Here is a 25,020-nt window from a genome sequence, read left to right as displayed (position 1 = left end):
CCATGGTGCCATCGGGGTACGACGCTGTGTCGGAATCCACAGGGCGCGGGCGGTCCCCGCTCTTCAGGCCGACGGCCACCTGCGATATGATTCCGAGGTTGCCCTGACCTCCGGGGGCCGGCGCCCCCGCGCTCACCCACGGTCACCGCCTCCGACGTGACGTCGCGGGAACGGGCGGGCACTCGACCAGAATTCGACTTTTCAGGAGACGACAGTGGCTTCCACGTGTGACATCTGCGCCAAGGGCCCGAGCTTCGGCAAGAACGTGTCTCACTCGCATCGCCGCACCTCGCGTCGCTGGAACCCGAACATCCAGTCCGTGCGCACTGTGATCAACGGCACCAGCAAGCGCGTGAACGTGTGCACCTCCTGCCTCAAGGCAGGCAAGGTCAGCGCGCTCGGCGCCTGAGCGGGTCCCCACGAGACCGCCGAGTCTCGCCCCACAGAGCCCTCACCCCTCGGGTGGGGGCTCTCGTGCGTCTCGGAAGGTGCCACGAGAACAGGTACGTCTCTGTGCACGGCGCGGTGCACACCGTGTGGTCCACGGCCTGAGGAGCATGCCTTGCCTGCATCGGCACCGACCATCCTGGCGACCAGTGCCGGGTACCTCCCCCACCCGCGCCTGCGCTTCGGTTTCGGGCCGATGATGGCCTTCGCCGTCGAGCTCGGGCGGGAGGGGCTCGGCAGCGACCTCGACCGGCCGCCGCGGACCTGCCACCTCGGCACCGCCTCCGGTGACCATCTCGGTGTCCAGCGGGACATGTGGGAAGCCGCGCGGGACGCCCGTTACGAGCTGCACCACCTGAGCCTGTTCTCCATGCCGAACGTGGCGGACGTGGAGAGCTATCTGCGCAGCTTCGACGTGATCTGGGTGGGCGGCGGTTCGGTGGTGAACCTGCTGGCCATCTGGCGCGCCCACGGGCTGGACCAGATCCTGCATCGTCTCTGGCAGGACGGGGTGGTGCTCGCGGGCATCTCCGCGGGGTCCCTCTGCTGGTTCGAGGCGGGGGTGACGGACTCCTTCGGACCGCACCTCGCGCCGGTCACCAACGGCCTGGGCTTCCTCCCGGGCGCGAACGGGGTCCACATGGACTCCGAGGAGCGCCGACGCCCGCTGATCCGTGAGCTGGTCGCCGAGGGCACGCTCGGGCCGGCGGTCTGCACCGACGACGGTGCAGGGCTGCTGTACCGGGGCACCGACCTGGTGGAGGCGGTCACCGAGGTGGACGGTGCGCAGGCCTCCCGGATCGCGCTCGACCACGCCGGCGAGGTGGTCGAGCGCGAGCTCCCGGTGCGTTCCCTGGCCTGAGGCTCAGGCGACCTCGGCGCCCTCGAAGGTAGAGGTGTCGATCACCGCGCGGAAGAACACCTCGCCGGCGACCACACGCTCGTAGGCGGCGTCGGCCTCCTCGATCCCGATGGTCTCGATCTGCGCCGCGATGCCGTGCTCGGCGCAGAAGTCGAGCATCTCCTGGGTCTCGGCGATGCCGCCGATGTTCGAGCCCGCCAGGACCTTGCCGCCGCCGATCAGCGAGCCGAAGCCCAGCCCCTGCTGCTCGGGGGGAAGGCCCACCACTGCCAGCACGCCGCGGGGCGCCAGCAGGCGCAGGTACTGATCGACGGGGATGTCGGCGCTGATGGTGTTCAGGATGAGGTCGAACTCGCCGCGGTGGTCGGCGAAGAAGCCGTCCTCGGTGGTGGCGAGCATCTGCTGCGCGCCGAGGTCGATGGCCAGCTGCTCCTTCTTGCGGGAGCGGGACAGGACCGTGACCTCGGCCCCCATGGCGGCCGCGATCTGCACCCCCATGTGGCCGAGGCCGCCCAGGCCCAGCACGGCGACCTTCTTCGGGGAGCCGTCCTTCGGCTCCGCGGCGCCCCAGCGAGCCAGCGGCGCGTAGGTGGTGATCCCGGCGCACAGCAGCGGAGCGGCGACGTCGAAGTCGAGCTGGTCGGGGATCCGGCACACGAAGCGCTCGTTGACCACGACCTTCTGGGCGTAGCCGCCCTGGGTGATCGAGCCGTCGACGTCGGGGGCGTTGTAGGTGCCGACGTTGCCGCTGAGGCAGTTCTGCTCCTGTCCCGCACGGCACTCCACGCAGGTCCCGCACGAGTCGACCAGGCAGCCCACGCCGACGCGGTCGCCGACGGCCCAGTCGGTGACCTCCTCGCCCACGGCCTCGACGACGCCGGCGATCTCGTGACCCACGGTGAGCGGGAAGTGCGCCTCGCCCCATTCGTTGCGGATCGTGTGGATGTCGCTGTGGCAGATCCCGGCGGCCTTGATGTCGATGACGACGTCGTCGGGCCGGGGGTCCCGACGCTCGAGGGTGGCGACACGGAACGGCTGGTCCGGGCCGGTCTTCTGCAGTGCCTTGACCGTGATCGACATGGGGATCTCCTTCGGAGCTGGGGGTTGCCCCCAGCCTAGACCGACGCCTCGAAGTGGTCGAAGCCGGCTCCGGGTATCCCCGCCCCGGCCAGGAGCACGCGGTGGTCCTTCTCTCCCTCGGCGGGCAGCACGCGCCCGATCCTGCGGAAGCCGGCCGGGACCTCGCGGGTGGCGAAGGTCGCGAGCATCGCATGCTCCTCGCCGCCGTGCAGCACCCACGGCCAGGGGTCCGTCGCGAGCAGGCGGGCAACGGGGGCCAGCTGCTCCACGTCGGGGGCGAGGGCGTCGGAGTCCAGGTCGAGCAGCACTCCGGAGGCGCGCGCGAGCCGGGTCCCGTCACGCACCAGCCCGTCGGAGAGGTCCATCATGGCGCTCGCGGTGCGGCCGACGGTCCACCCCCGGCTCAGCACCGGATCGGGGGCGTCGTGCCAGGTCACCAGGTCCGCATGGTCTCCGGCGCCGTGGACCGCGCCGTCGCGGACCTCGACCCGCCCGGACAGCACGAGCGCGAGCCCCGCGGCGGAGCGGCCCAGGCGCGGTGCACCGATCGCGAGGACGTCGCCGGGGCGGGCGCCGGAGCGCAGCACCGGCGCCTGTCCTTCCTCGAGGGTGCCGAGGGCGGTGACGGTCACCGTGAGCTGCTCCGCGCGGCCCAGGTCGCCGCCGACGACGTGGGCGCCATCGGCCTCGGCCCGTCGTGCGAGACCGATCGTGAGCTCCTCGAACACGGAGGCCGGGGTCTCGGCGGGCGCGGAGAGGGCGGCGACGAGGGCGAGGGGGCGGGCGCCCATGGCGGCGACATCGGCGAGGTTCTGCACGGCGGCCTTGTGGCCGATCCAGCGCGGGGTGGTCGTGGCGGGCAGGAAGTCGTGGCCCGCGACGAGGGAGTCGGTGGTGACCACCACTCGCGGCGAGGGCAGGCGCACCACCGCCGCATCGTCCCCGGGGCCGACCTCGAGGCGGTCGGAGGCGGACAGGTGCGGGAGCATGCGGGCCAGGAGCCCGGCCTCCCCCTGGGGCGCGTCATCGATCATGCCCCCAGTGTGCCGGAGCACCCCTTCGGTTCCGGGTGGAGGTTCGGGCGGTACCCTGCTGGCGTGCTCCGCTCCCGCCTTCCCGCCCTGGCCGTCGCGGGCCTGATGACGCTTACGCTCGCCTCCTGCGGCACCGTGCAGGTGCCCGCCGGCCCCGCGGCCACCGATCCCCTCTGCGCCGACATCATCCTGGGTGCCCCGCCGCAGGTGCTGGGCATGGACCGGGTCGAGACCTCGAGTCAGGGCACGGCCGCCTGGGGCGAGGGCGAGGACACCGTGGTGATGCGCTGCGGCGTCACCCCGCCCGGACCCACCACGGACATCTGCACCACCCTCGAGGACGGCAGCGGGGTGCAGATCGACTGGATCGTCCGCGAGCTCGAGGGGGACACGTTCCTGTACACGACCTACGGGCGCGAGCCCGCGATCGACGTGACCGTGCCGCGGTCCGCCGCCCCCGACCAGCCGTCGGCGGCCGCCCTCGACCTCGCGCAGGTCATCGACCGCAATCTGGAGGCGACGGACCACTGCGTCGGCCCCGGGGACGCCGAGCAGTCCTGAGGGGAACGCCTCAGCGGGGCCCGAGCCGGCGGCTGCGCGCCCGCTCGAGCAGATCGGCGACGAGGTCCGCGTAGGGCAGCCCCATGTTCTCCCACAGCACCGGGAACATCGAGTAGGGCGTGAAGCCGGGCATCGTGTTGACCTCGTTGACCACCACTCGCCCCTCGGCGGTGACGAACACGTCCACCCTTGCCAGGCCTTCCAGGCCCAGCACCGTGAACGCCCGCGCGGCGACCTCGCGCACCTCCTCGAGCACGGCGTCCGGGAGCCCGGCGGGCACGTCGATGCTCACCGTGCCCTTGCCGAAGTACTTCGCCTCGTAGTCGTAGAACTCGAGGTCCTCGCCGACGAGGACCTCCCCGGGCAGGGTGGTGCGCGGTCCGCGGTCGTCGACGCCCTGCAGCACGCCGCACTCGACCTCCCGGCCCGTAACGGACTCCTCGATCAGCACCTTGGGGTCCTCGACGAAGGCGGACTTCATCGCGTGCTCGAGCTCTGCGGGGTCGTCGACCCGGGTGACGCCGAGGCTGGAGCCGGCGCGGGCAGGCTTGACGAACCAGGGAGGTCGATGATGGCGCCGCAGATGGGCCAGCACCTCGTCGGCGCCCTCGGCCCAGCGGTCCTCGTGGACCACGATCCCGGGCGCGCACTCCAGTCCGGCCGCGCGCAGGGCCGCCTTCGTGGCGGCCTTGTCCATGCAGGTTGCCGAGGCGAGCACCCCGCTGCCCACGTAGGGGATGTCGAACATCTCGAGCATGCCCTGGATGGTGCCGTCCTCCCCGTAGGAGCCGTGCAGCAGCGGCAGGACGACGTCGATCTCCGCCAGCGCCGTCACGACCCCGTCCTCGACCCGGCGGAGCACGCTGCGCTCCCCCGCCCGGTGCCGGGTCGCGGGCAGCAGCACCTCGGGGCCCTCCGCCCTCACCTCGGGGGTGCGGCCGTCGACCAGGGTCCAGTCCGAGGGGTCGTCGGAGACGTGCACCCAGCGGCCCTCGCGAGTGATGCCGACGGCGGTCACGTCGAAGCGCTCGCGGTCGATCGCGGCCAGGATGCCGCCGGCGGTGACGCACGAGATGCCGTGCTCGCCGCTGCGGCCGCCGAACAGGAGGGCGACGGAGGTTCTCATGCTCGCAGGGTAGTCATTCGGGCCGCACGCCGCGTGCCAGAAGCGCTGTCGTGACCTCGTCGATGCGGGCATCGTGATCGACGACATCGACCACGGCGGCGGTGATGGGCATGTCCACGCCGAGCCGGGCGGCGAGGTCCGCCACGGCCCGCGCGGTCGCGACGCCCTCGGCGGTCTGTCCCACCTCGGCGGCGGCCTCGCGCACGTCCAGGCCGTGGCCCAGGGCGAGGCCGAGACGATGGTTGCGGCTCAGCGGCGAGGCGCAGGTGGCCACCAGGTCGCCCATCCCGGCGAGTCCCGCGAAGGTCTCGCGGCGGCCGCCGAGGGCGACGCCGAGCCGGGTGGTCTCGGCCAGGCCCCGGGTGATGAGGCTGGCGGTCGTGTTGTGCCCGTGCCCGAGTCCCGTGGCAGCGCCCACCGCGATCGCGATGACGTTCTTCACGGCCCCCGCGATCTCGACGCCGACCACGTCGGTGGAGGTGTAGGCGCGCAGGTAGGGCGCCTCGCACCAGGTCGCCAGGGCGGAGGCCAGCCCCTCGGTCTCGGCGGCGACGACACTTGCGCAGGGGCGGCGCTCGGCGATCTCGGCCGAGAGGTTCGGTCCCGACAGCGCCCCGACGCGCTCGCGGTCCACTCCCCCGGCCTCTGTGATGATCTGGCTGATGCGGGAGTCGGTGCCGCGTTCGATGCCCTTGGTCAGCGAGAGGACCGGGACGGGCGGCAGCGCCGGCCATGCGCTGAGGGTGGCCCGCATCGACTGGGCGGGGATCGCCAGGACGATCCCCTCGGCCCCCTCGAGGGCCTCCTCCGGCGAGGAGGTGGCGTGGACGGCCTCGGGCAGCATCCGGTCGCCGAGATAGGTGCTGTTGCGATGCTCGCGGCGGATCTCGCGGGCGATCTCCTCGCGGCGCGCCCAGAGCACGACCTCGTTGCCACCGTCGGCGAGGACCTGCGCGAAGGTGGTGCCCCAGCTCCCGGCCCCCAGCACGGCGAGACGGGTCATCGTTGCCTCACCGCCCGGTAGCCGCGCTGCGGCCTGCCGATCTCGGGCCGGTGGTCGTCGCGCCGCCCGTCGTGCAGGACCGCCGGCGGCCGCTCGCCGCGGATCTCGCCCAGCAGCGCGGCGATGCGGGCCATGAGGTCCGCGGTGACGCGGAGGGCGGCCTGGTGGGTGGTCTCGCCCTCCTCGTGCGCGACGGTGTACGGCTGCCCGACCCGCATCTCGAAGCGGCGGCCCGGGCCGGGATGCGGCAGCGGTGAGCCGACGGGCCACAGCCTGCGGCCGCCCCAACCGGCGAGCGGCAGCAACGGCGCCCCGGTGTCCAGGGCGAGGCGGGCCGCTCCGAGCCGGGCCTGCATCGGCCACAGCTGCGGGTCACGGGTATAGGTGCCCTCGGGGAAGAGCATCAGCAGCTCGCCGCGGCCGAGCGCCTCCCGGGCGTCGTCCAGGGCGTCCGTGCCGCGCGAGGAACCGCGACGGACCGGGATCTGGCGGGCCAGCCGCAGCGCCGTGCCCAGGACGGGCACCCGGAACATGGCCTCCTTGGCCAGGAACCGCGGGGCGAGGCCCGAGGCCTGCAGCAGGTGGCCGTAGGCGAAGGCGTCCAGGGGCCCCTGGTGGTTCCCGCAGGCGATCACCGCTCCGGTCGCGGGCAGGTTCTCGGTGCCGATCCAGGTGGGTCGGGTCAGCAGGCTCAGCAGCGGGCGCAGCGGGAGCTGGGCGAGGCCGATCACCGCCCCGGCGCGGCGGGACGGAGGGCGCGCGGTGCCCACGTCCCAGCTGCGCAGCAGCCCGGTGCTCACCGTGGCGCGTCGGACGAGCGGCCGAGGGCCCGGCGGGTGGCCTGGCCGGTCAGGGACCTCCCACCCGAGGTGCCGCCGACCATGGTGCGGCGGCGGAGCGTCGTGGGGGCGCGACGGGCGAGGGTGTTGACGGCGGCCGCGTGCATCAGCCGTCGCGGGGCGAAGGCGAGGCGTCCGCGCACGGAGCGGTACTTCACGGCGGTGGTCACCTGCAGCAGCTCCCCGCCGGGCAGCAGCGCAACACCGATGCGCAGGCGCAGGTTCGCGTCGTCGTCGATGATCAGCGCCTCGGAGCCCACGACCTCGTCGGCCACGTACTCCTTCTCCGGGGGCGGCACCATGTCGAACAGCCGGATCGCCTCGTCGCGCAGGGCACGAGCCCCGCGCTTGGACAGGGGCGTATTCTCGTGCGAGAAGATCGCGTCGGCCCACACCCGCGGATCGGGCTCCTCGACCCCGGCGGTGGGGACGATGACCACATCGCAGTAGTCCGGGATGGGGATGTCGCGCAGGGCCAGGGAACCGCCCACGGTCGGGGGCGAGATGTCGTCGGCCATCCTCAGTCCTCCCAGTACTCGGCGCCGAGCGCCGTGAGCTTCTCGCGGAAGGACTCGTAGCCGCGGTCGATGAGATCGATGCCGCGGATGGTGGAGACCCCCTCGGCGCCGAGCGCCGCGATCAGGTACGAGAAGCCCCCGCGCAGATCGGGGACGGTGATGTCCGCGGCGCGCAGCGTCTTGGGGCCGGAGATCACGGCGGAGTGGTTGTAGTTGCTGCGCCCGAAGCGGCAGCTCGAGCCGCCCAGGCACTCCCGATAGACCTGGGTGTGGGCGCCCATGTCGTTCAGCGCGGAGGTGAAGCCCAGACGGTTCTCGTAGACGGTCTCGTGGACGATGGAGATGCCGTCGGCCTGGGTGAGGGCGACCACCAGAGGCTGCTGCCAGTCGGTCATCAGCCCGGGGTGGACGTCGGTCTCGACCGCGATCGCCCGCAGCGGAGTGCCGGGATGGTGGAAGTGGATCCCGGCCTCGGTGATGTCCATCCCCCCGCCGATCTTGCGGAAGGTGTTCAGGAAGGTCGCCATCGGCTTCTGCTGGGCGCCGCGCACGAAGACGGATCCCTTGCTGACCAGCGCCGCGCAGGCCCAGGAGGCCGCCTCGATCCGGTCGGGCAGCGCCACGTGCTCGTACCCGCCCAGCTCCTGGACGCCCTCGATGGTGATGGTGCGGTCGGTCTGCACCGAGATCAGCGCACCCATCTTCTGCAGCACCGCGATCAGGTCCTCGATCTCGGGCTCGACCGCGGCATTGGTGAGCTCGGTGACGCCCTGCGCCCGCACCGCGGTCAGCAGCACCTGCTCGGTCGTGCCGACGCTCGGGTACTCCAGGTGGATCCGGGTGCCCCGCAGCCCGTGGGGCGCGGTGATGTAGATGCCCATCTCGCGCTTGTCGACGACGGCGCCGAAGTTGCGCAGGACGTCGAGATGGTAGTTGATGGGGCGGTCCCCGATCCGGCAGCCGCCGAGGTCGGGGATGATCGCCTCGCCCAGACGGTGCAGCAGCGGGCCGCAGAACAGGATCGGGATACGGGAGCTGCCGGCATGGGCGTCGATGTCTGCCACGTGCGCACGCTCGACGTTCGAAGGATCCATGCGCAGGGTGCCGCCGGCGACGTCGCGCTCGACCTTGACCCCGTGGATGGACAGGAGCTCGGAGACGATCCGCACGTCGCTAATGTCCGGGACCGAGTGCAGCACGCTCGGGCCCTCCCCCAGCAGAGAGGCGACCATCGCCTTGGAGACGAGGTTCTTCGCCCCGCGGACGGTGATCTCACCGTCGAGGGGCCGTCCTCCGCGCACGTGGAATGTCGAGCTCATGGTGTCCTTGCCTCGCTGGACAGACGTCGGGCGCCTGCTGACACCGGGTCACCTTACCGGAGCACCCTGCGGGGATCCTGCTCAGCGGGAGTCGGCGGTGCGGGCCGGCAGGGTCTTGGGCAGCCAGCCCGGGCGCGTCGCCTCGAAGTCGGTGATCTGCTGCTCGTGGCGCAGGGTGAGACCGATGTCGTCGAGCCCCTCCATCAGCCGCCAGCGGGTGTAGTCGTCGAGGTCGAAGCGGAAGGTCGCATCGGCCGCGTGCACCTGGCGGTTCTCGAGATCGATGGTCACCTCGGTGCCCGGGGCCTCCTCGAGGATCTTCCACAGCTGCTCGATGTCGTCCTGGGCGAGCACGCCCGCGACCAGGCCCTGCTTACCCGCGTTGCCGCGGAAGATGTCCGCGAAGCGGTTCGAGAGCACCGCCTGGAAGCCGTAGTCGCGCAGCGCCCAGACGGCGTGCTCGCGGGAGGAGCCGGTGCCGAAGTCCGGGCCGGCGACCAGCACTGAGCCCTTCGAGTAGGCGGGGCGGTTCAGCACGAAATCGGGATCGCTGGTGCGCCAGGCGTTGAACAGGCCGTCGTCGAAGCCGGTCTTGGTGACCCGTTTGAGGTACACGGCCGGGATGATCTGGTCGGTGTCGACGTTGCTGCGCCGCAGCGGGACGCCGATGCCGGTGTGAGTGGTGAAGGCTTCCATGGGGATGCTCCTGATCAGGCGACGGGCTGGAGGTCGGAGGGTGCGCTGGGCACGCCGAGGTCCGACGGGGAGGACAGCGTGCCGCGCACGGCCGTGGCGGCGGCCACCACCGGGGAGACCAGGTGGGTGCGCCCGCCCTTGCCCTGGCGACCCTCGAAATTGCGGTTCGAGGTGGAGGCGGCGCGCTCCCCGGGTGCCAGCTGATCCGGGTTCATCCCCAGGCACATCGAGCAGCCGGCCTCGCGCCACTCGGCGCCGAAGGCGAGGAAGACCTGGTCCAGACCCTCCTGCTCGGCCTGCAGGCGCACGCGGGCCGAGCCCGGCACCACCATGACGCGCACGTCGGGATGCTTGTGGCGCCCCTCCAGCACGGAGGCAAAGGCCCGCAGGTCCTCGATGCGGCCGTTGGTGCACGACCCCATGAAGACGGTGTCGACCGGGATCTCCTTGAGGGGGGTGCCCGGCACCAGGTCCATGTACTCCAGGGCGCGCTCGGCAGCGACCCGCGAGTTGTCGTCGGTGAAGTCCTCGGGGGCGGGGACGGCGGCGGACAGCGGCAGACCCTGACCGGGGTTGGTGCCCCAGGTGACGAAGGGCTCGAGCTCCTCCGCTTCGATGACGACCTCGGCGTCGAAAGTCGCGTCGTCCTCGCTGCGCAGGGTCCTCCAGTGGGCGACGGCCTCGTCCCAGTCCGCGCCGACGGGCGCGTGCGGGCGGCCCTCGACGTACGCGAAGGTGGTCTCGTCGGGCGCGATCATGCCCGCACGCGCACCGGCCTCGATGGACATGTTGCAGATCGTCATCCGGCCCTCCATGGAGAGCCGGCGGATGGCCTCGCCGCGGTACTCGAGCACATAGCCCGCGCCGCCACCGGTGCCGATCTTCGCGATCACCGCGAGGATGATGTCCTTCGCGGTCACGCCCGGTCGCAGCGACCCGTTCACCGTGATCGCCATGGTCTTGAAGGGGTTCAGCGGCAGGGTCTGGGTGGCAAGCACGTGCTCGACCTCGCTGGTGCCGATGCCGAATGCCAGCGCGCCGAAGGCGCCGTGGGTCGAGGTGTGGGAGTCGCCGCACACGACGGTGATGCCGGGCATCGTCAGTCCCAGCTGGGGGCCGACGACGTGGACGATGCCCTGATCCTTGTCGCCCAGGCTGTGGATGCGCACGCCGAACTCCTCGGCGTTGCGGCGCAGGGTGTCGATCTGGGTGCGCGAGGTGATGTCCGCGATCGGCTTGTCGATGTCGATCGTGGGAGTGTTGTGATCCTCGGTGGCCAGGGTCTGGTCGAGACGGCGCGGGGCGCGGCCCTCCTGACGGAGACCGTCGAAGGCCTGCGGGCTGGTCACCTCGTGCAGCAGCTGGAGATCGATGTACAGCAGGTCCGGCTCGCCGTTCTCACCGCGGCGGACCACGTGATCCGCCCACACCTTCTCCGCGAGGGTCCCCGCCATGTCGATCCTTCCCTGCGTCCCGTTCGGGAACGCGTGTCTGCATGCTGAACGCGCTCGGGGTGCGAGCACGGGTCCATCGTGTGCCGGTCCACGATGCGACGCACTTGCGTCTCACTAAATAAGACGGCAGTATCGGAGCATGGACAAGATCTCGGAGGAGAACGGCAGCGGGGTCGGCGTGCTCGACAAGGCGGCCGTCGTGCTCGGCGCCCTGGAGGCCGGGCCGGCGACCCTGGCCCAGCTCGTGCAGTCGACCGACCTGGCCCGGCCCACCGCCCATCGGCTGGCGGTGGCGCTCGAGTACCACCATCTGGTCACCCGCGACATGCAGGGCCGGTTCATCCTGGGCCCGCGCCTGGGGGAGCTCGCCGCCGCCGCGGGTGAGGACCGGCTCCTGGCCGCCGCCGGCCCCGTGCTGGCCGCACTGCGCGATCACACCGGCGAGTCCGCCCAGCTCTACCGTCGCCAGGGCGACCACCGCATCTGCGTGGCCGCCGCCGAGCGTCCGATCGGCCTGCGCGACTCCGTGCCACTGGGCTCGGCCCTGACCATGCGCGCCGGGTCCGCCGCCCAGATCCTGCTGGCCTGGGAGGAGCCGGACCGCCTGCACCGGGGTCTGCTCGGCGCGCGCTTCACCGCTACCCAGCTCTCGGCGGTGCGCCGCCGCGGCTGGGCGCAGTCCATCGGGGAGCGAGAACCGGGCGTGGGCTCCGTCTCCGCCCCCGTGCGTGGGCCCAACGGCCGGGTGGTCGCGGCCCTGAGCATCTCCGGACCGATCGAGCGCATCACCCGCCAGCCCGGACGTCTGCACGCGGCCTCCGTCATGAGCTCGGCGAACCACCTCACCGAGCTGCTGCGGCGCGCCGGCGCCTGAAGCGCTCCCCCACCTGCCTCAGTCCCGTTCGATCCAGACCGGGGTGTTGGCGAAACGGAGCACCGTGACCAGTTGGCGCGGGGCGGAGACGGACTTGTCCGGGCCGTGCGTCCGCTCCCCGGCGACCACCATCATGCTCGCCACCTCGCTGGCGTGGACCAGTTCCTTGGCGGTGCCCGAGGCGGCGATCCTCACATCGCCGACGACCACGCTCGGATGGGACAGCGCGATCCGTTCCGCGGTGCGCGCGCGGATCTCCTCGGCCTCGTCGGGGCTGGTGTCGGCGCGGACCACCAGATGGACGTCCCGCTCGTAGGCGACGGCGAGGTCCGCCGCCCGGGTGACCACCTCGGTGGCGGTCTCGTGATGGACCAGGCCGATCGGCCCCTCATGCTCGATGTCCCCGCGCACCACGACCACGGGACAGTGGGAGCGGGCGGCCAGCGCGAGGGATTTCGAGCCGACGATGAGGGTCAGCAGCCGGCCCAGTCCCCGCCCTCCGACCACCATCACGTCGGAAGCGCCGCTGGCGTCGACCAGCACCGGCACGGCGTTGCCGTCGACGATCTCGGAGGTGATCGGCAGATCGGGATGGCCCTCGCGGGCGAGGTCCCGGGCATCCTCGACCAGCCTGTGGGCCGCATTGCGGATGCCCGAGCCGGTCATGCCGGGGATCGGGTCGGTGTTCACATCGAGTTCGGTCCACATGAAGGCGTGGATCAGATGGAGGGTGCCGCCGACGCGCTCCGCGTGGCGGGCCGCCCAACGGACGGCGAGGTCGGACTCGTCGGCGTCGAAGACACCCACGGTGATGGTCGGCGACGTGCTCTGCGGCATCTGCGGCGTGAGGTGCGTCATGTCACGACGATACTCCCTCGGGTGGCCGAAAGCCCAGGAAACAGAAAAGGAGTCGATGCCCGCTGGCATCGACTCCTGCTCCGTACCCCGTACCGGATTTGAACCGGTGTTACCGCCGTGAGAGGGCGACGTCCTAGGCCGCTAGACGAACGGGGCCTGCGCACGATCCGGAGATCCTGCGTCGTACCCCGTACCGGATTTGAACCGGTGTTACCGCCGTGAGAGGGCGACGTCCTGGGCCGCTAGACGAACGGGGCGCGGACCGCACGACTTCCGAGAAGTCGTGAAGCGCTGGGGTACCAGGACTCGAACCTAGAACGACGGTACCAGAAACCGCTGTGTTGCCAATTACACCATACCCCATGATGACAGTACGTTTTCCGTGTCTCTTCCAAATCGCTCCCCGGTGGTTTCCAAGGGCTTTTCGGGCTGAGCCGCGGTTGCCGTACCGAGGTAAGACTCTACCGGGTCCGCGGGCCCATGACAAAGCGAGAGGGGCCCGGAGCGCTGTGAGGCTGAGCACCTCGCCCCACAGCGCTCCGAACGCTCACGCCTGAGCGGCCAGACGGTCTCGCAGCGCTCGCAGCCGGGCCAGGCTCGAGGCCCGGCCGAGCAGCTCCATGGACTCGAACAGCGGAGGGGAGATGCGGCGGCCGGAGACGGCGCTGCGCAGCGGACCGAAGGCCAGGCGGGGCTTGATCCCCATGTCCTCGACGATGGCCGCACGCAGCACAGCCTCGAGCCGAGCGGCCGCGAAGGAGTCCTCCGGGACGGCCTCGACCTCCGTGATCGCCCGATCGAGCACCCCGACGGGATCCTCGCCGAGCTTCTTCAGCGCATCGTCGGCGACGACGAGGTCCTCGTCGTCCACGAAGAGGAAGCCCAGCAGGTCCACGGCCTCGCCGAGCAGGTTCATCCGGGTGTGGATCAGCCCGGTGGCGGCGGCGACCAGGGCGTGCTGCTCCTCGGTGACGTCCTCCCCCAGCACCCCGCCCTGCTGCAGGTACGGGATCAGACGCTCGGTCAGCTCCGCCTCCGGCAGCAGGCGGATGTGATCGGCGTTGATGGCGGTGGCCTTCTTGAGATCCACACGCGCCGGATTGGGATTCACGTCCGAAGCATCGAAGCGCTCGACGAGCTGCTCGCGGCTGAAGATGTCTTCATCGGCGCTGTAACCCCAGCCCAGCAGGGCGAGGTAGTTGACCATGCCCTCGGGCAGGAAACCCTGATCCCGGTAGAGGAAGAGGTTCGCCTGAGGATCGCGCTTGGAGAGCTTCTTGTTGCCCTCACCCATCACGTAGGGCAGGTGGCCGAACGCGGGGATCCGCTCGGCGATGCCGATGTCCATCAGGGCCCGGTACAGCGCGATCTGCCGGGGGGTGGAGGAGAGGATGTCCTCGCCACGCAGCACGTGGGTGATGCGCATGAGAGCATCGTCGATGGGGTTGACCAGGGTGTACAGCGGCTGACCGTTGGCGCGGACCACCACGAAATCGGGGGTGGAGCCGGCCTTGAAGGTGATCTCCCCGCGCACGAGGTCGTCGAAGGAGAGATCGGCATCGGGCATCCGCAGGCGCCAGCTGGGCTCGCGGCCCTCGGCGCGGAAAGCGGCCTTCTGCTGGTCGGTGAGATCACGGTCGTACCCGTCGTAGCCGAGCTGGGGGTCGCGGCCGGCGTCGCGATGACGCTGCGAGATCTCCTCCGCGGTGGAGAAGGACTCGTAGATGTGGCCGGCTTCCTTCAGCGTCGCGATGACGTCCTGATAGATCTCGGCGCGCTGGGACTGGCGGTAGGGACCGTGGGGGCCGCCGACCTCGACGCCCTCGTCCCAGTCGATGCCGAGCCAGCGCATGGCCTCGAGCAGCTGGTGGTAGGACTCCTCGCTGTCGCGCGCGGCGTCAGTGTCCTCGATACGGAAGATCAACTTGCCGCCGTGGTGGCGGGCGTGGGCCCAATTGAACAGAGCGGTGCGCACCAGGCCCACGTGCGGGGTGCCGGTGGGGCTGGGGCAGAATCGCACCCGGACCTCACCAGCAGGTGCTGCAGGGGTGGTGGTCGGGCTCGAGGTGGTGGTCACGCGGGATGCTCCTGGGATCGCAAGGGGTGAAGGCTCGGGACGGGCGCCTCAGCGCCGCACGACGGGATTGGTCAGCGTGCCGATCCCCTCGATGGTGATGTCGATGCTGGAGCCGGCCTCCACGGTGCGCACCCCGGCGGGCGTGCCGGTCAGGACCAGGTCGCCGGGCAGGAGGGTGACCACGGTGGAGATCTCGGCGATCAGCTCGGCGACGGAGCGGACCATGTCGGACGTGGTGCCGTCCTGGGCGACTTCGCCGTCGACGCTGGAGGAGATCGAGAGCCCAGCGGGAGCCGCGACCTCGAGATCGGTCTCGATCCAGGGGCCGATGGGGCAGGAGGTGTCGAAGGCCTTGGCACGGAACCACTGGTCCTCCGCGCGCTGGGAGTCGCGCGCGGTGAGGTCGTTCGCGCAGGTGTAGCCGAGGACCGCCTCGGGCACGTCCTCGGGGGCGACGTCCTTGGCCATCCGCTTCATGACCACGGCGAGCTCGGCCTCGAGGCTGACCTCGTGACTGTAGGGAGGGATCGTCACCGGGTCGCCGGGGCCGACGACGGCCGTGTTGGGCTTGAGGAAGAACAGTGCCTGCTCGGGCACCTCGCCGCCCATCTCCGCGGCGTGCGCCGCGTAGTTGCGACCGACGCACACCACCTTCGAGCGGGGGATGACGGGGGCCAGCAGACGAACGTCCTCGAGGGGGACGACGGTGCCGGTCGGACGGATCTCGGTGTACAGGGGGTCACCGGCGATCCCATAGACCATGTCCTGGCCGTCCTTCTCCTGGACGATGCCGTACATGGGATCTTCGCCGGTGGTGAATCGGGCGATACGCATGGCACGCAGTCTAGGCCGTCGACCTGGCCCGCCGTTCTCGACCGTGCGCCCGCACACCGCTGCCTTCTCCGATCTACTCCCGCAGTGGCTGTCGCGGTGGACCCGGATGGCGAGACCCTCGGGCAGTCCGGGACACCGACCCCGGGGAGAGATATCATGGATCCAGGACGAGATGGGTGCGCAGGGATGCGCACACCGCACCGCAGGGACGGGGTCGTGCCGTGCACGAAGTCGAGGTATCCGGGATCGCTGCCGCCGCAGGGGCAGGACGTACCAGCCGATGAGCGCACCGGTCATCGTCGACGTCGTGCGGACGGCCTCCGGCAAGGGGAAACCCGGGGGCGCGCTCTCGACCTTCCACCCGGTCGACCTGCTCTCGGAAGCGATCACCGCCCTCGTGGACCGCAACGACCTCGACCCGGCAGCGATCGACGACGTCCTGATCGGCTGCCTCGGCCAGGTCGGTGAGCAGTCGGTGAACATCGCCCGCAACGCCGCGCTCGCCGCCGGCCTCCCGGTCACCACGGCGGGAGTCACGATCGATCGGCAGTGCGGCTCCGGCCTGCAAGCCGTGAGCTTCGCCGCCGCCGGCGTCACTGCCGGCCTCTACGACGCCGTCATCGCCGGCGGCGTCGAGATGATGAGCAAGGTGCCGATCAACCACGCCACTCTCGGCGAGGACCCCTTCGGCTCGAAGGTCGCAGAAAGGTTCCCCGGAGGGCTCGTCGGACAGGGCGTCTCCGCGGAGATCGTCGCGCAGCGATGGAACCTCGACCGGGACTCGCTGGACGAGTACTCCGCCGGGTCGCACGCTCGCGCGGCCGCGGCCGCAGCGCGCGGGGCCTTCGACGACGAGATCATCCCGGTGACGGCGCCGGGCTCGGAGGCTGCGCACCGCGCCGACGAGACGGTCAGGCCGGGCACGAGCGTCGACGCGCTCGCCGGGCTCGAGCCCGTGTTCCGCACCGACGAGATGGTTGCCAGGTTCCCGCAGCTGGGGTGGGTGATCACGCCGGGAAACTCCTCTCCGCTCACCGACGGCGCCAGTGCGATACTCCTCATGAGCGAGGAGCTCGCGGGCACTCTCGGGCTGCGGCCGCGGGCGAGAATCGTCTCCCACGCCGTCGTCGGGTCCGACCCGATCGAGATGCTCACCGGTGTCATCCCCGCCACCCGGCGCGTCCTGGAGCGGGCAGGCCTGACCATCGGGGACATGGACGCCTACGAGGTGAACGAGGCGTTCGCGCCCGTGCCACTCGCCTGGGCGCGGGGGACGGGTGCGGATCCCGCGCTGCTCAATCAGCGCGGCGGCGCCATCGCCCTCGGACATGCGCTCGGCTCCTCGGGCACCCGACTGCTGGCGACCCTGCTCACCCAGCTCGAGGAGTCCGGCGCCCGCTTCGGGCTCGAGACGATCTGCGAGGGCCAGGGCATGGCGAACGCACTCATCATCGAAAGGCTCTGAGAGACATGGACGCGCGGGGAGAGGTCGCCCTCGTCACCGGCGGCGCCTCCGGGCTCGGTCTGGCCACCGCGACCCGGCTCACTGCGGCAGGGGTGAAGGTCGTGCTCCTCGATCTGCCACGGTCCGACGGACGGGAAGCGGCCGCAGCTCTCGGCAGCACGGCACACTTCGCGTCCGCGGACGTCACCAGCGAGGACGATGTCCGCGCGGCCGTGGAGCTCGCCACGTCCCTCGGTCATCTCCGCATCGTCGTGAACTGTGCCGGGATCGTGGTCGGCAAGCGGCTCGTGGGTCGGAGCGGCCCGATCCCGCTGTCCGACGTCGAGCGGGTCCTCCACATCAACCTGCTGGGAACGGTCAACGTGATGCGACTCGCCGCCGACGTGATGCAGGACGTCCCCGTCGACGGTGAGGAACGGGGAGTCATCGTCAACACCGCGTCGGTGGCCGCGTTCGACGGACAGATCGGACAGACCGCCTACGCCGCGTCGAAGGCCGCGGTCGCCGGACTCACGCTCCCCGCAGCGAGGGAACTGGCACGGTCCTGCATCCGGGTCATGGCGATCGCCCCCGGCACCTTCGAGACCCCGATGATGGCCGGCATGAGCGATGAGGTCCGCACCTCCCTCGCCTCCCAGGTGCCGCATCCGAGCCGACTGGGCAGGCCCGCGGAGTTCGCGGCGCTCGTCCAGCACATCGTGGAGAACCCGATGCTCAACGGCGAGGTCATCCGTCTCGACGGCGCGATCAGGATGACACCGGGATGACGGCTGCCGCATCGGCCGTGGCTGAGTCCTGCCCGCCAGGTGTCAGAGCGGGGTCGAGGGCAGGAGCATCGAGCGGATGCGCAGCTCTGCCTCCGTCCGGCTGATCCCATCGTAGAAGTCGCGCACCAGAGCATGACCGAAGGTCGAGTCCGGCACGATGACGGGGCGCTGCATGCCGCGCGTGATGACCTGCACCGGCACGGAGAAGGGATGGGAGTACCCCGGGATCGCGGTGGCCAGCTGCCCGGCGTAGTGCTCGCGATGGTCGGGATCCTCGTAGTGCTCGACGTAATCGAGATAGCTGCCTTCGCCCACCGAGGCCCACGGACCGTACTCGAGCGTGATCTCCTCGTCCCGGATCGGTATCGAGAGGGTCACGCGCACGTAGCAGTCGGGGCCCCGGTCGCGGTCGATCACGCACAGGTCGTCGGTGGCCCGGGCGTGGAAGCGGCGGGCGTGCGTGTCAAGATCCAGGTACGGGTCAGGGCGGCGGAAGGCGAGCGCGGGCCACGGGCTGGAAGCACTCCCGTCGGTGTCGCGATGGTGCTCTCCGCAGTACGCGCAGTCGAAATCTATGCCGGCCATCTCTGATGCTCCTCACCGGTCGCGGCGGTCCATGCTCTCTGGTGCGCCTCACCGTAGGGACGCGGAGGGGCCGAGCGCCGGACGCTCGGCGCCGCTGTGGACGAGTACCCGGTGGGGAGGAGGGACAGGCCACCTCGTAGGATGGTTCGGCCCGATCCCCGACCCGCACCAGGAGCCCGCCGTGAGCATCCCGAGCCCGGACGCCCCGGTGCAGATGATGTCGGAGACGGAGGCCTCTCACGCCCGTCGGGATCACGAGGAACGAGCCGACGCACTCACAGCGGGTCACCGTGAGCGCAGGCAGCGCGGGCAGAAGCACCCCGTCGAGGACTTCCTGTTCACCTACTACCCCTTCTCCCCCGCGAAGCTGCGCCGCTGGCACCCGGGGTGGCGGGTGGCCTACGACGCTGCAGCCGACCTCGAGCCGAACGGACGGCCCGTGATCACCGACGTCGACGACTCCGGGCGCCGCTCCTGGTACCGCGACGTTCCCGCGGGAACGTCCGTCGGCGCGCCCCCGACGAGTCGGCGGGCCGATGTCGAGAGGTATCTGGCGGAGCGGGCCGACGCCTTCTCCTTCATGACGCGTCTGCTCTCGGCGTCCTCGCTCGGCAGCCGCCGCCCGGAATTCGGATGCTTCGGGCTGCACGAATGGGCGATGGTCCATCGGCTGCGGCCCGGCCGGCAGCGCCATGAGGATCTGCCGCTGCGGCTGTCCCAGTCCGAGACCGACGAGGTGGTCGAACGGGAGAAGCTGGTGTGCTCGCACCTGGACGCCTTCCGCTTCTTCACCCCCACGGCCGCGCCGCGCAATGCCCTGGAGCCCACACGGGACCAGCAGGTCGACCTCGACAACCCGGCGTGCCTGCACGTGGGGATGGACCTGTACAAATGGGCGATGAAGCTGACCCCGCTGCTGCCGTCCGAGCTGGTGCTGGACTGCTTCGAGCATGCCCGCGACACCCGAGTTCTCGACATGGAGGCAAGCCCGTACGACGTGCGGCCGCTGGGTTACGGCATGGTGCCGATCGAGACTGCACAGGGCAAGTCCGAGTACGTGCGACGGCAGCGGACGCTGGCCGAAGCGGCCGACGACCTGCGTCAGCGGATACTGGAGAACCTGCCGGCGGCGACCTCCTGACCGATTCCGTGCGTCGGCCCGGCCGGGTCACGCCGTCCGCTGGGTCCCGGACGATCTCGACTATTGCGACAGATTCCGGACACGTCCCGTGAGCGACACCTCCCGTACTCCACACTGTGGTGGTCATCGCGTCGGGGCATGGTCGCTCCGTCGCCCCGCGAGAGAACAGGAGCGCTCCGTGCTCATCCTCCACACCACGATCGCAATCGTCGGGATCGTGGCCCTCATCCTCAAGGCGAAGGTCGACCCGGTGATCGCCCTGATCATCGGCTCGCTCTATCTCGGCCTCGCCACGGGTGTCGGATTCACCAGCACCGTCGCAGCGATCACGGGCGGCTTCGGGGACATCATGGCCGAGGTCGGCCTGCTGATCGGCTTCGGGGTCCTCATCGGAGCCCTCCTGCACGCGATGGGAGCGTTCCAGAAGATGGTGACGCTGCTCGTCGACGGCGTCGGCGGACGTCGTCTGCCCTACGCCCTGACGGCCGCGATGTCCACGATCTTCCCCGCGATCTACGTGGATGTGCAGGTCGTGCTGGCGGCACCGGTGGTGCGCTCGGCAGGTCCGATGATCGGCCGACGGGGCCTGCCGCTGATGGCCGGGGCCCTGGGCACGGGGATCTTCGCCGGGTACGTCTTCGTCGTCCCCGGCCTGGCCGCGGTCTCCATCGCCGGGCTCATGAACATTTCCCTGGGGAGCTGGATCCTGTACGGGATCGTCCTGGGCCCTGTGACCGCGATCCTGACCACCCTGGTCTTCCGCCAGATACTCCGGTCGGGCTACTGGAAGCCCGCCGCCGACGAGGCCATCGACGAGGCCGAGCCCGTCGAGCAGGAGGCGAACGCGCGGGAGGAAGGCGCGACCGTGCGGGAACGGACCACCACGCCTCCACTGCTGGTCTGCCTGCTGCCGATCCTGGTGCCGCTGGTGATGATCGGCGGAGGAGCCTTCGCCAAGCTGTTCGGGTTCTCCCATGACGTCATCGCCTTCATCGGGGATGCGAACGTCGCGCTCTTCGTCGGCCTGCTCGGCGCCTATCTTCTGTGCCGTCGCGCCCTGGGGTCCGAGGGGACGAACCGAGCGCTCGGCGAGGGCTTCCACACCACCGGCGAGATCCTGCTGATCACCGGGATCGGCGGCTCCCTGGGGGCCGTCATCGCGGAGACCGGACTCGACGCGATCCTCGCGGGCCTGTTCACCGCCGACGCCGGTGCGCCGGTGCTCATCAGCATTCTGCTGGCCTGGGTGATCGCCGCCGTGCTGCACCTGGCGATCGGCTCCGTGTCGGTGGCGGCCATCGCCGCGGCCGGGATCATCGGGCCGGTGCTCGGCTCGATCGACGTCTCCCCCATCGCGATCGGCCTCGCGGTCGCCTCGGGCGCCATGTTCGCCCTCCAGGTCAACAGCAACTTCTTCTGGATGTTCAAGTCACTGGTGGGACTGACGACGCAGGGCACGCTGAAGACCCTGACCGTCGTCACCGCCCTCGGCTCCGTCGTCTCCCTCCCGCTGGTGATGATCGTGGGCCTCCTCGCCTGAGCGCAGGCCGGCGAGGGCGTACGGCGACATGTGCCAGACGTACGCGGTGGTGAGGAGCGGGAGAAGCTGATGTGCCAGCACCTCGACGTGCTGCGCTTTTCACTCCGGCATCCGGGCCGCGCGATGCGCTGCAGCTCACACGGAGCAGCACATCGACCGCGACAATCCGCGTACCAGCACGTAGGGATGGACCCGTCATGCTGCAAGCATGCACCCGCGACCGCGCCTGATAGGGAGACGAGACCCTACGACGTGGGACCGTCGGACGATCCGGTGGTATCGATCGAGACGTCACAGGGCACGGCCGACTGGCAGACTTCTGCCATGGACACGGACCGCAGACCGACGATCCTGTACACAGCTGCCCCTGCTCTCTGGTTCCGAATCCTCACGATCGTCATCGGCGCGGCCGTCACCGCGATGCTCGGCACGAGCGTGGCGATCGGAGTGTTCGGTGGGAAGGAGCCAGCCTGGATCGCTGTCCTTATCGTGCTTCCCGCACTGGCGGCAGTACCCACGATCGTCGTGCTCGGGAACTTGATGCGGTTCACCGTGTCCACGGAAGGCGTCCGAGTGCGGGGGTTCCTGCAAACACGGCACATTCGCTGGGAGCAGGTCGCCGTCGTGGAGGTCGACCGTCGTGCCGTGGGTCGTGGCGGCACCGTCCTCGTGCACACCGACGGTCGACGCATCCGGTCCGGCATCACCCAGGCGCGGGCGGCACTGAGGCGCGGGGAGCGAACCGCCGACCACGGGCCCGATCTCCTGCGCCCGGCTCGTCCCACCGTGGCCGCGATCGATGGGCACAGATGGTTCCTTCATCGCGGTCACCGCCCTCCCGACTTCCCGAGTGCTCACACCGGGCGCGTGTGAGGATGGTCTGCATCACCCGCGAATCCGACCTCGGAGGTCACGATGGAATCTGCCACCCCTCCCCGGCAGCTCGCCGCGGCAGCCGCTCTGGCGCCCCACTCCGAGGGGGACCCTCAAGCTCTCCTCAGCATCACGGACGAGGAGATCCTCGCCCTCACCGAGAACGGCGCGGGCTTCGACCTGCCCTGGGTAGTCGCCCGCGAAAGCAGACCCGAGGGCTTCTCCCGCGAGGACGCCCGGCTCTCGGCAGCCAGGTCACTGATAAGTCGGGGGTTCCTCGCCCCTGAATCCGCTCTCGCACAGCTCGAGCAGCGCGAGGTCGAAGGAGGTGTCCGCCCCCAGGAAAGCCATGTCAAGTCCCCCGTCCTGCGGCCCGTGCCGCTGGTTCTCGGGATGAGCCTATGGTGCAGAGTGCACCTTCGCGATGGGGAGCACTACCCATCTGCCCGACGGCGTCCGCTCACGGGGCGTCGGCTCCCCCTGGCAGACTGGACCCATGCCGATCCTGACGCCGTTCCTGCCCGAGACCGCTTCCGCTGACGGACAGGACGCGATCGTCGAAGGATTCGTCGCGGCGCAGGAGTCCGTCGGGCGCGCGCTGTACCCGCACCAGGAGGAAGCGCTACTGGCGATCGCCGCCGGCGACCACGTCATCGCGGCGACCCCCACCGGCTCCGGCAAGACCACGATCGCCTATGCCGCGCTCTTCGCCGCCATGGCCCGCGGGGAGCGCTCGTACTACACCGCGCCCATCAAGGCCCTGGTCTCCGAGAAGTTCTTCGACCTGGTCGGCCAGTTCGGGGCCGAGAACGTGGGCATGATGACCGGCGACTCCAGCGTGAACCACGATGCCCCGATCATCGTGTGCACCGCGGAGATCCTCGCCAACCACGCGCTGCGCGACGGGCCCGCCTCCGATGTGGGCCTGGCGGTGATGGACGAGTTCCACTACTACGGCGACCCCCAGCGCGGATGGGCCTGGCAGGTCCCCCTCGTCGAGCTGCCCGACTGCCAGTTCGTGCTGATGAGCGCGACCCTCGGTGACGTGTCCTTCTTCGTCGAGGACCTCACCGAGAGGACCGCGCGCGACGTGTCGGTCATCGACGACGCACCCCGCCCGGTCCCCTTGGACTTCCGCTGGTCGCTCGAACCGCTGCCGGACACCATCTCCACGATCCTGCAGGACCGTGACTCCCCGGTCTACATCGTCCACTTCACCCAGAAGGACGCCCTCGAGCAGGCTCAGGCGCTGCTGGGTCAGAAGATCCTGAGCGGCGAGGAGAAGGAGCGGATCCGCGAGATCATCGGCGACTTCCGCTTCTCCAAGGGCTTCGGGCAGATCCTGTCCAGGCTCGTGCGCGAGGGCATCGGCGTCCATCACGCCGGCATGCTCCCCAAGTACCGCCGCCTGGTCGAGAAGCTGGCCCAGTCCGGTCTGCTGAGGATCATCTGCGGGACCGACACCCTCGGGGTGGGCATCAACGTGCCCATCCGCACCGTGCTGCTGACGGGGCTGGTCAAGTTCGACGGTTCCCGGTCGCGGCTGCTCAACGCCCGCGAGTTCCACCAGATCGCGGGCCGCGCGGGCCGCGCGGGCTTCGACACCATCGGCCACGTCGTGGTGCAGGCGCCGACGTGGACCATCGAGTTCGAGCGCGAGCGGGCCAAGCACCGGGCGCGCGAAGAAGCCGGCGCGGCCCCCAACAATGCGAAGAAGCGCAAGAAGGAGCCCAAGCCCCGGATCCCCGACGGCGCGGTCACCTGGTCCGAGGCGAACATGACCAAGCTGGTCGAGAACGGCCCCGAGGCACTGCGGCCCCATCTGAAGATCACCGCCGGCATGGCGCTGGCCCTGATCTCGCGGCCCGGCGACGCGGTCGCCGCGGGCCGCCACCTGATCATGACCAGCCACCAGACTCGTACCCAGAAGCTGAAGCTCCTGCGGGACGCCCTCGCGATCCTCAAGGGCCTGCGGGACGCCGAGATCATCGAGGTGCTGGCGGAGCCGGACCATCTCGGCCGACGCATCGTCCTGACCTCGGACCTGCAGCTCGATTTCACCATGAACCAGCCGCTGGCCCCCTTCGCGATCGCCATGATCGACACGCTCGACGAGGAATCCTCCACCCTCACGATGGACACCGTCTCGATCCTCGAGGCGATCCTGGAGGACCCGCGACAGATCCTGCTCGCCCAGCAGAATGCCGCCAAGGGCGAGCTGCTGGCCGAGCTGAAGGCCGACGGGGTCGAGTACACCGAGCGCATGGCCCAGCTCGACGAGGTCACCTGGCCCAAGCCCCTCGAGGAGGACCTCGAGGCCGCGTTGGAGATCTACGCCCGCACTCGTCCCTGGGTGAGGGTCGAGGACCTCTCCCCCAAGTCGGTGGTCCGGGAGATCCACGAGACCGGTCAGACCTTCAGCGAGTTCGTCCAGCGCTACGGGCTCCAGCGCTCCGAGGGCGTCGTGCTGCGCTACCTCTCCGACGCCTATCAGGCCCTGCGGCGCACCATCCCCCAGGACCTGCGCACCGAGGAGCTCGAGGACCTCATCGAATGGCTCGGCGTGCTGGTGCGCGGCATCGACTCCTCGCTGCTGGACGAGTGGGAGGCCCTCTCCCATCCTGAGGACGTGGAGGCCGACGGGGCGAGCGAGATCCGCCCGAGCTCTCCCCGCGGCCTGTCGGCACAGACCAAGGTGCTGCGCACCATGGTGAGGGCTGCCATGTGGCAGCGCGTGGAGCACTTCGCCTTCGAGCGCGAGCAGCGCCTCGCCGAGCTCGACGGCGCCGCCGGCTGGGACCGTGCGCGGTGGGCGGAGGCCATGGACAGCTACTACGACACCTACGACGACGTGGGCATCGACGGCCCGGCGCGTTCACCGCAGCTCCTGCAGATCACGGAGGAATCGAAGCTCTGGCGGATCCGTCAGGTGCTCGCCGACCCCGAGGACAACCACGACTGGGCGATCGAGGCCGAACTCGACCTCGAGGCCACCGACGAGGCGGGCGAGCCGGTGCTCGCCATCACTCACGTCGGTGACCTCGCGGATCGCTGAACGGCTGGGGCC

24 protein-coding genes and 3 tRNA genes are annotated in these 25,020 nt (G+C 70.4%); 11 read left to right on the top strand and 16 right to left on the bottom strand.

What is annotated here, in order from left to right; translation table 11 throughout:
* Nucleotides 1-214: 214 nt before the first annotated feature.
* Together rpmB and JOF43_RS19685 are read left to right on the top strand one after the other, a co-directional pair.
* Nucleotides 215-409, top strand: a complete 195-nt coding sequence (rpmB, locus tag JOF43_RS19690; protein ID WP_209904851.1) for a 50S ribosomal protein L28 — start codon at nt 215-217, stop codon at nt 407-409.
* A 153-nt stretch (nt 410-562) separates the two neighbouring features.
* Nucleotides 563-1,309: a Type 1 glutamine amidotransferase-like domain-containing protein gene (locus JOF43_RS19685; RefSeq protein WP_209904850.1), complete on the top strand. Its 747-nt coding sequence runs from the start codon at nt 563-565 to the stop codon at nt 1,307-1,309.
* 3 nt (nt 1,310-1,312) lie between these two features.
* Here the strand turns inward: JOF43_RS19685 and JOF43_RS19680 are convergent, their stop codons facing one another.
* Together JOF43_RS19680 and thiL are read right to left on the bottom strand one after the other, a co-directional pair.
* Nucleotides 1,313-2,389: an NAD(P)-dependent alcohol dehydrogenase gene (locus tag JOF43_RS19680; RefSeq protein ID WP_209904849.1), complete on the bottom strand. Its 1,077-nt coding sequence runs from the start codon at nt 2,387-2,389 to the stop codon at nt 1,313-1,315.
* 35 nt (nt 2,390-2,424) lie between these two features.
* Nucleotides 2,425-3,423, bottom strand: a complete 999-nt coding sequence (thiL, locus tag JOF43_RS19675) for a thiamine-phosphate kinase (protein ID WP_209904848.1) — start codon at nt 3,421-3,423, stop codon at nt 2,425-2,427.
* A gap of 63 nt (nt 3,424-3,486) precedes the next feature.
* On the opposite strand from thiL, the gene JOF43_RS19670 reads away from it, so the two are divergent.
* Nucleotides 3,487-3,984 (top strand): DUF3515 domain-containing protein, encoded by a 498-nt coding sequence (locus tag JOF43_RS19670; RefSeq protein WP_342592240.1) that lies wholly within the window; start codon nt 3,487-3,489, stop codon nt 3,982-3,984.
* Nucleotides 3,985-3,994: 10 nt separating this feature from the next.
* On the opposite strand, the gene JOF43_RS19665 is transcribed toward JOF43_RS19670, so the two are convergent.
* The 7 genes from JOF43_RS19665 to leuC all read right to left on the bottom strand — a co-directional run bounded on the left by JOF43_RS19665 (nt 3,995) and on the right by leuC (nt 10,939).
* Entirely contained in the window at nt 3,995-5,110 is a 1,116-nt protein-coding gene (locus JOF43_RS19665) for a D-alanine--D-alanine ligase family protein (protein ID WP_209904847.1), read from the bottom strand.
* Nucleotides 5,111-5,123: 13 nt separating this feature from the next.
* Entirely contained in the window at nt 5,124-6,113 is a 990-nt protein-coding gene (locus tag JOF43_RS19660; RefSeq protein WP_209904846.1) for an NAD(P)H-dependent glycerol-3-phosphate dehydrogenase, read from the bottom strand.
* A complete protein-coding gene (locus tag JOF43_RS19655) occupies nt 6,110-6,913 on the bottom strand; it encodes a lysophospholipid acyltransferase family protein (RefSeq protein ID WP_209904845.1) in 804 nt (267 codons plus the stop codon). Before JOF43_RS19655 ends, JOF43_RS19660 begins: the two co-directional genes overlap by 4 nt.
* Nucleotides 6,910-7,470 carry a DUF2867 domain-containing protein gene (locus JOF43_RS19650; RefSeq protein WP_209904844.1) on the bottom strand — a complete coding sequence of 187 codons (561 nt, stop codon included), beginning with the start codon at nt 7,468-7,470 and terminating at the stop codon, nt 6,910-6,912. The genes JOF43_RS19655 and JOF43_RS19650 overlap by 4 nt, the downstream gene beginning before the upstream one ends.
* A 2-nt stretch (nt 7,471-7,472) precedes the next feature.
* Nucleotides 7,473-8,789 (bottom strand): UDP-N-acetylglucosamine 1-carboxyvinyltransferase, encoded by a 1,317-nt coding sequence (gene murA, locus JOF43_RS19645; RefSeq protein WP_209904843.1) that lies wholly within the window; start codon nt 8,787-8,789, stop codon nt 7,473-7,475.
* Between the two features lie 81 nt (nt 8,790-8,870).
* A complete protein-coding gene (leuD, locus tag JOF43_RS19640; protein ID WP_209904842.1) occupies nt 8,871-9,485 on the bottom strand; it encodes a 3-isopropylmalate dehydratase small subunit in 615 nt (204 codons plus the stop codon).
* 14 nt (nt 9,486-9,499) lie between these two features.
* Nucleotides 9,500-10,939: a 3-isopropylmalate dehydratase large subunit gene (gene leuC, locus JOF43_RS19635; protein ID WP_209904841.1), complete on the bottom strand. Its 1,440-nt coding sequence runs from the start codon at nt 10,937-10,939 to the stop codon at nt 9,500-9,502.
* A 139-nt stretch (nt 10,940-11,078) separates the two neighbouring features.
* Between leuC and JOF43_RS19630 the strand changes: the two genes are divergently transcribed.
* Complete coding sequence (locus JOF43_RS19630) at nt 11,079-11,813, top strand: IclR family transcriptional regulator (protein WP_209904840.1); 735 nt, start codon at nt 11,079-11,081, stop codon at nt 11,811-11,813.
* 18 nt (nt 11,814-11,831) lie between these two features.
* Here the strand turns inward: JOF43_RS19630 and JOF43_RS19625 are convergent, their stop codons facing one another.
* From JOF43_RS19625 to JOF43_RS19600, 6 genes are all read right to left on the bottom strand, one after another.
* Nucleotides 11,832-12,671: a universal stress protein gene (locus JOF43_RS19625; protein WP_245354620.1), complete on the bottom strand. Its 840-nt coding sequence runs from the start codon at nt 12,669-12,671 to the stop codon at nt 11,832-11,834.
* Nucleotides 12,672-12,754: 83 nt separating this feature from the next.
* Nucleotides 12,755-12,827 (bottom strand) — tRNA-Glu (locus JOF43_RS19620).
* Between the two features lie 28 nt (nt 12,828-12,855).
* Nucleotides 12,856-12,928 (bottom strand) — tRNA-Glu (locus tag JOF43_RS19615).
* 34 nt (nt 12,929-12,962) lie between these two features.
* Nucleotides 12,963-13,034, bottom strand: a tRNA-Gln gene (locus tag JOF43_RS19610).
* 184 nt (nt 13,035-13,218) lie between these two features.
* Entirely contained in the window at nt 13,219-14,748 is a 1,530-nt protein-coding gene (gltX, locus tag JOF43_RS19605) for a glutamate--tRNA ligase (RefSeq protein ID WP_209904839.1), read from the bottom strand.
* A 48-nt stretch (nt 14,749-14,796) separates the two neighbouring features.
* On the bottom strand, nt 14,797-15,582 hold the full coding sequence (locus JOF43_RS19600) for a fumarylacetoacetate hydrolase family protein (protein ID WP_209904838.1): 786 nt from the start codon (nt 15,580-15,582) through the stop codon (nt 14,797-14,799).
* A 280-nt stretch (nt 15,583-15,862) separates the two neighbouring features.
* On the opposite strand from JOF43_RS19600, the gene JOF43_RS19595 reads away from it, so the two are divergent.
* Both JOF43_RS19595 and JOF43_RS19590 read left to right on the top strand, forming a co-directional pair.
* On the top strand, nt 15,863-17,047 hold the full coding sequence (locus JOF43_RS19595; RefSeq protein WP_209904837.1) for a thiolase family protein: 1,185 nt from the start codon (nt 15,863-15,865) through the stop codon (nt 17,045-17,047).
* Nucleotides 17,048-17,052: 5 nt separating this feature from the next.
* A complete protein-coding gene (locus tag JOF43_RS19590; RefSeq protein WP_209904836.1) occupies nt 17,053-17,814 on the top strand; it encodes an SDR family NAD(P)-dependent oxidoreductase in 762 nt (253 codons plus the stop codon).
* A gap of 42 nt (nt 17,815-17,856) precedes the next feature.
* Here the strand turns inward: JOF43_RS19590 and JOF43_RS19585 are convergent, their stop codons facing one another.
* Nucleotides 17,857-18,399, bottom strand: coding sequence for a DUF2199 domain-containing protein (locus JOF43_RS19585; protein WP_209904835.1), 543 nt, complete (start codon nt 18,397-18,399; stop codon nt 17,857-17,859).
* 181 nt (nt 18,400-18,580) lie between these two features.
* Between JOF43_RS19585 and JOF43_RS19580 the strand changes: the two genes are divergently transcribed.
* The 5 genes from JOF43_RS19580 (at nt 18,581) to JOF43_RS19560 (ending at nt 25,008) form a co-directional block, all read left to right on the top strand.
* Nucleotides 18,581-19,540, top strand: a complete 960-nt coding sequence (locus JOF43_RS19580; protein WP_209904834.1) for a 3-methyladenine DNA glycosylase — start codon at nt 18,581-18,583, stop codon at nt 19,538-19,540.
* Between the two features lie 178 nt (nt 19,541-19,718).
* Nucleotides 19,719-21,080, top strand: coding sequence for a GntP family permease (locus JOF43_RS19575; protein WP_209904833.1), 1,362 nt, complete (start codon nt 19,719-19,721; stop codon nt 21,078-21,080).
* A 324-nt stretch (nt 21,081-21,404) separates the two neighbouring features.
* Complete coding sequence (locus JOF43_RS19570) at nt 21,405-21,953, top strand: PH domain-containing protein (RefSeq protein WP_209904832.1); 549 nt, start codon at nt 21,405-21,407, stop codon at nt 21,951-21,953.
* Nucleotides 21,954-21,995: 42 nt separating this feature from the next.
* A complete protein-coding gene (locus tag JOF43_RS19565) occupies nt 21,996-22,493 on the top strand; it encodes a hypothetical protein (RefSeq protein WP_209904831.1) in 498 nt (165 codons plus the stop codon).
* Complete coding sequence (locus JOF43_RS19560; RefSeq protein ID WP_209904830.1) at nt 22,450-25,008, top strand: DEAD/DEAH box helicase; 2,559 nt, start codon at nt 22,450-22,452, stop codon at nt 25,006-25,008. The genes JOF43_RS19565 and JOF43_RS19560 overlap by 44 nt, the downstream gene beginning before the upstream one ends.
* Nucleotides 25,009-25,020: the final 12 nt, after the last annotated feature.

This window comes from Brachybacterium sacelli (assembly GCF_017876545.1).
Taxonomy (GTDB): Bacteria; Actinomycetota; Actinomycetes; order Actinomycetales; family Dermabacteraceae; genus Brachybacterium; species Brachybacterium sacelli.
This window is presented reverse-complemented; position numbering and strand designations above follow the sequence as displayed.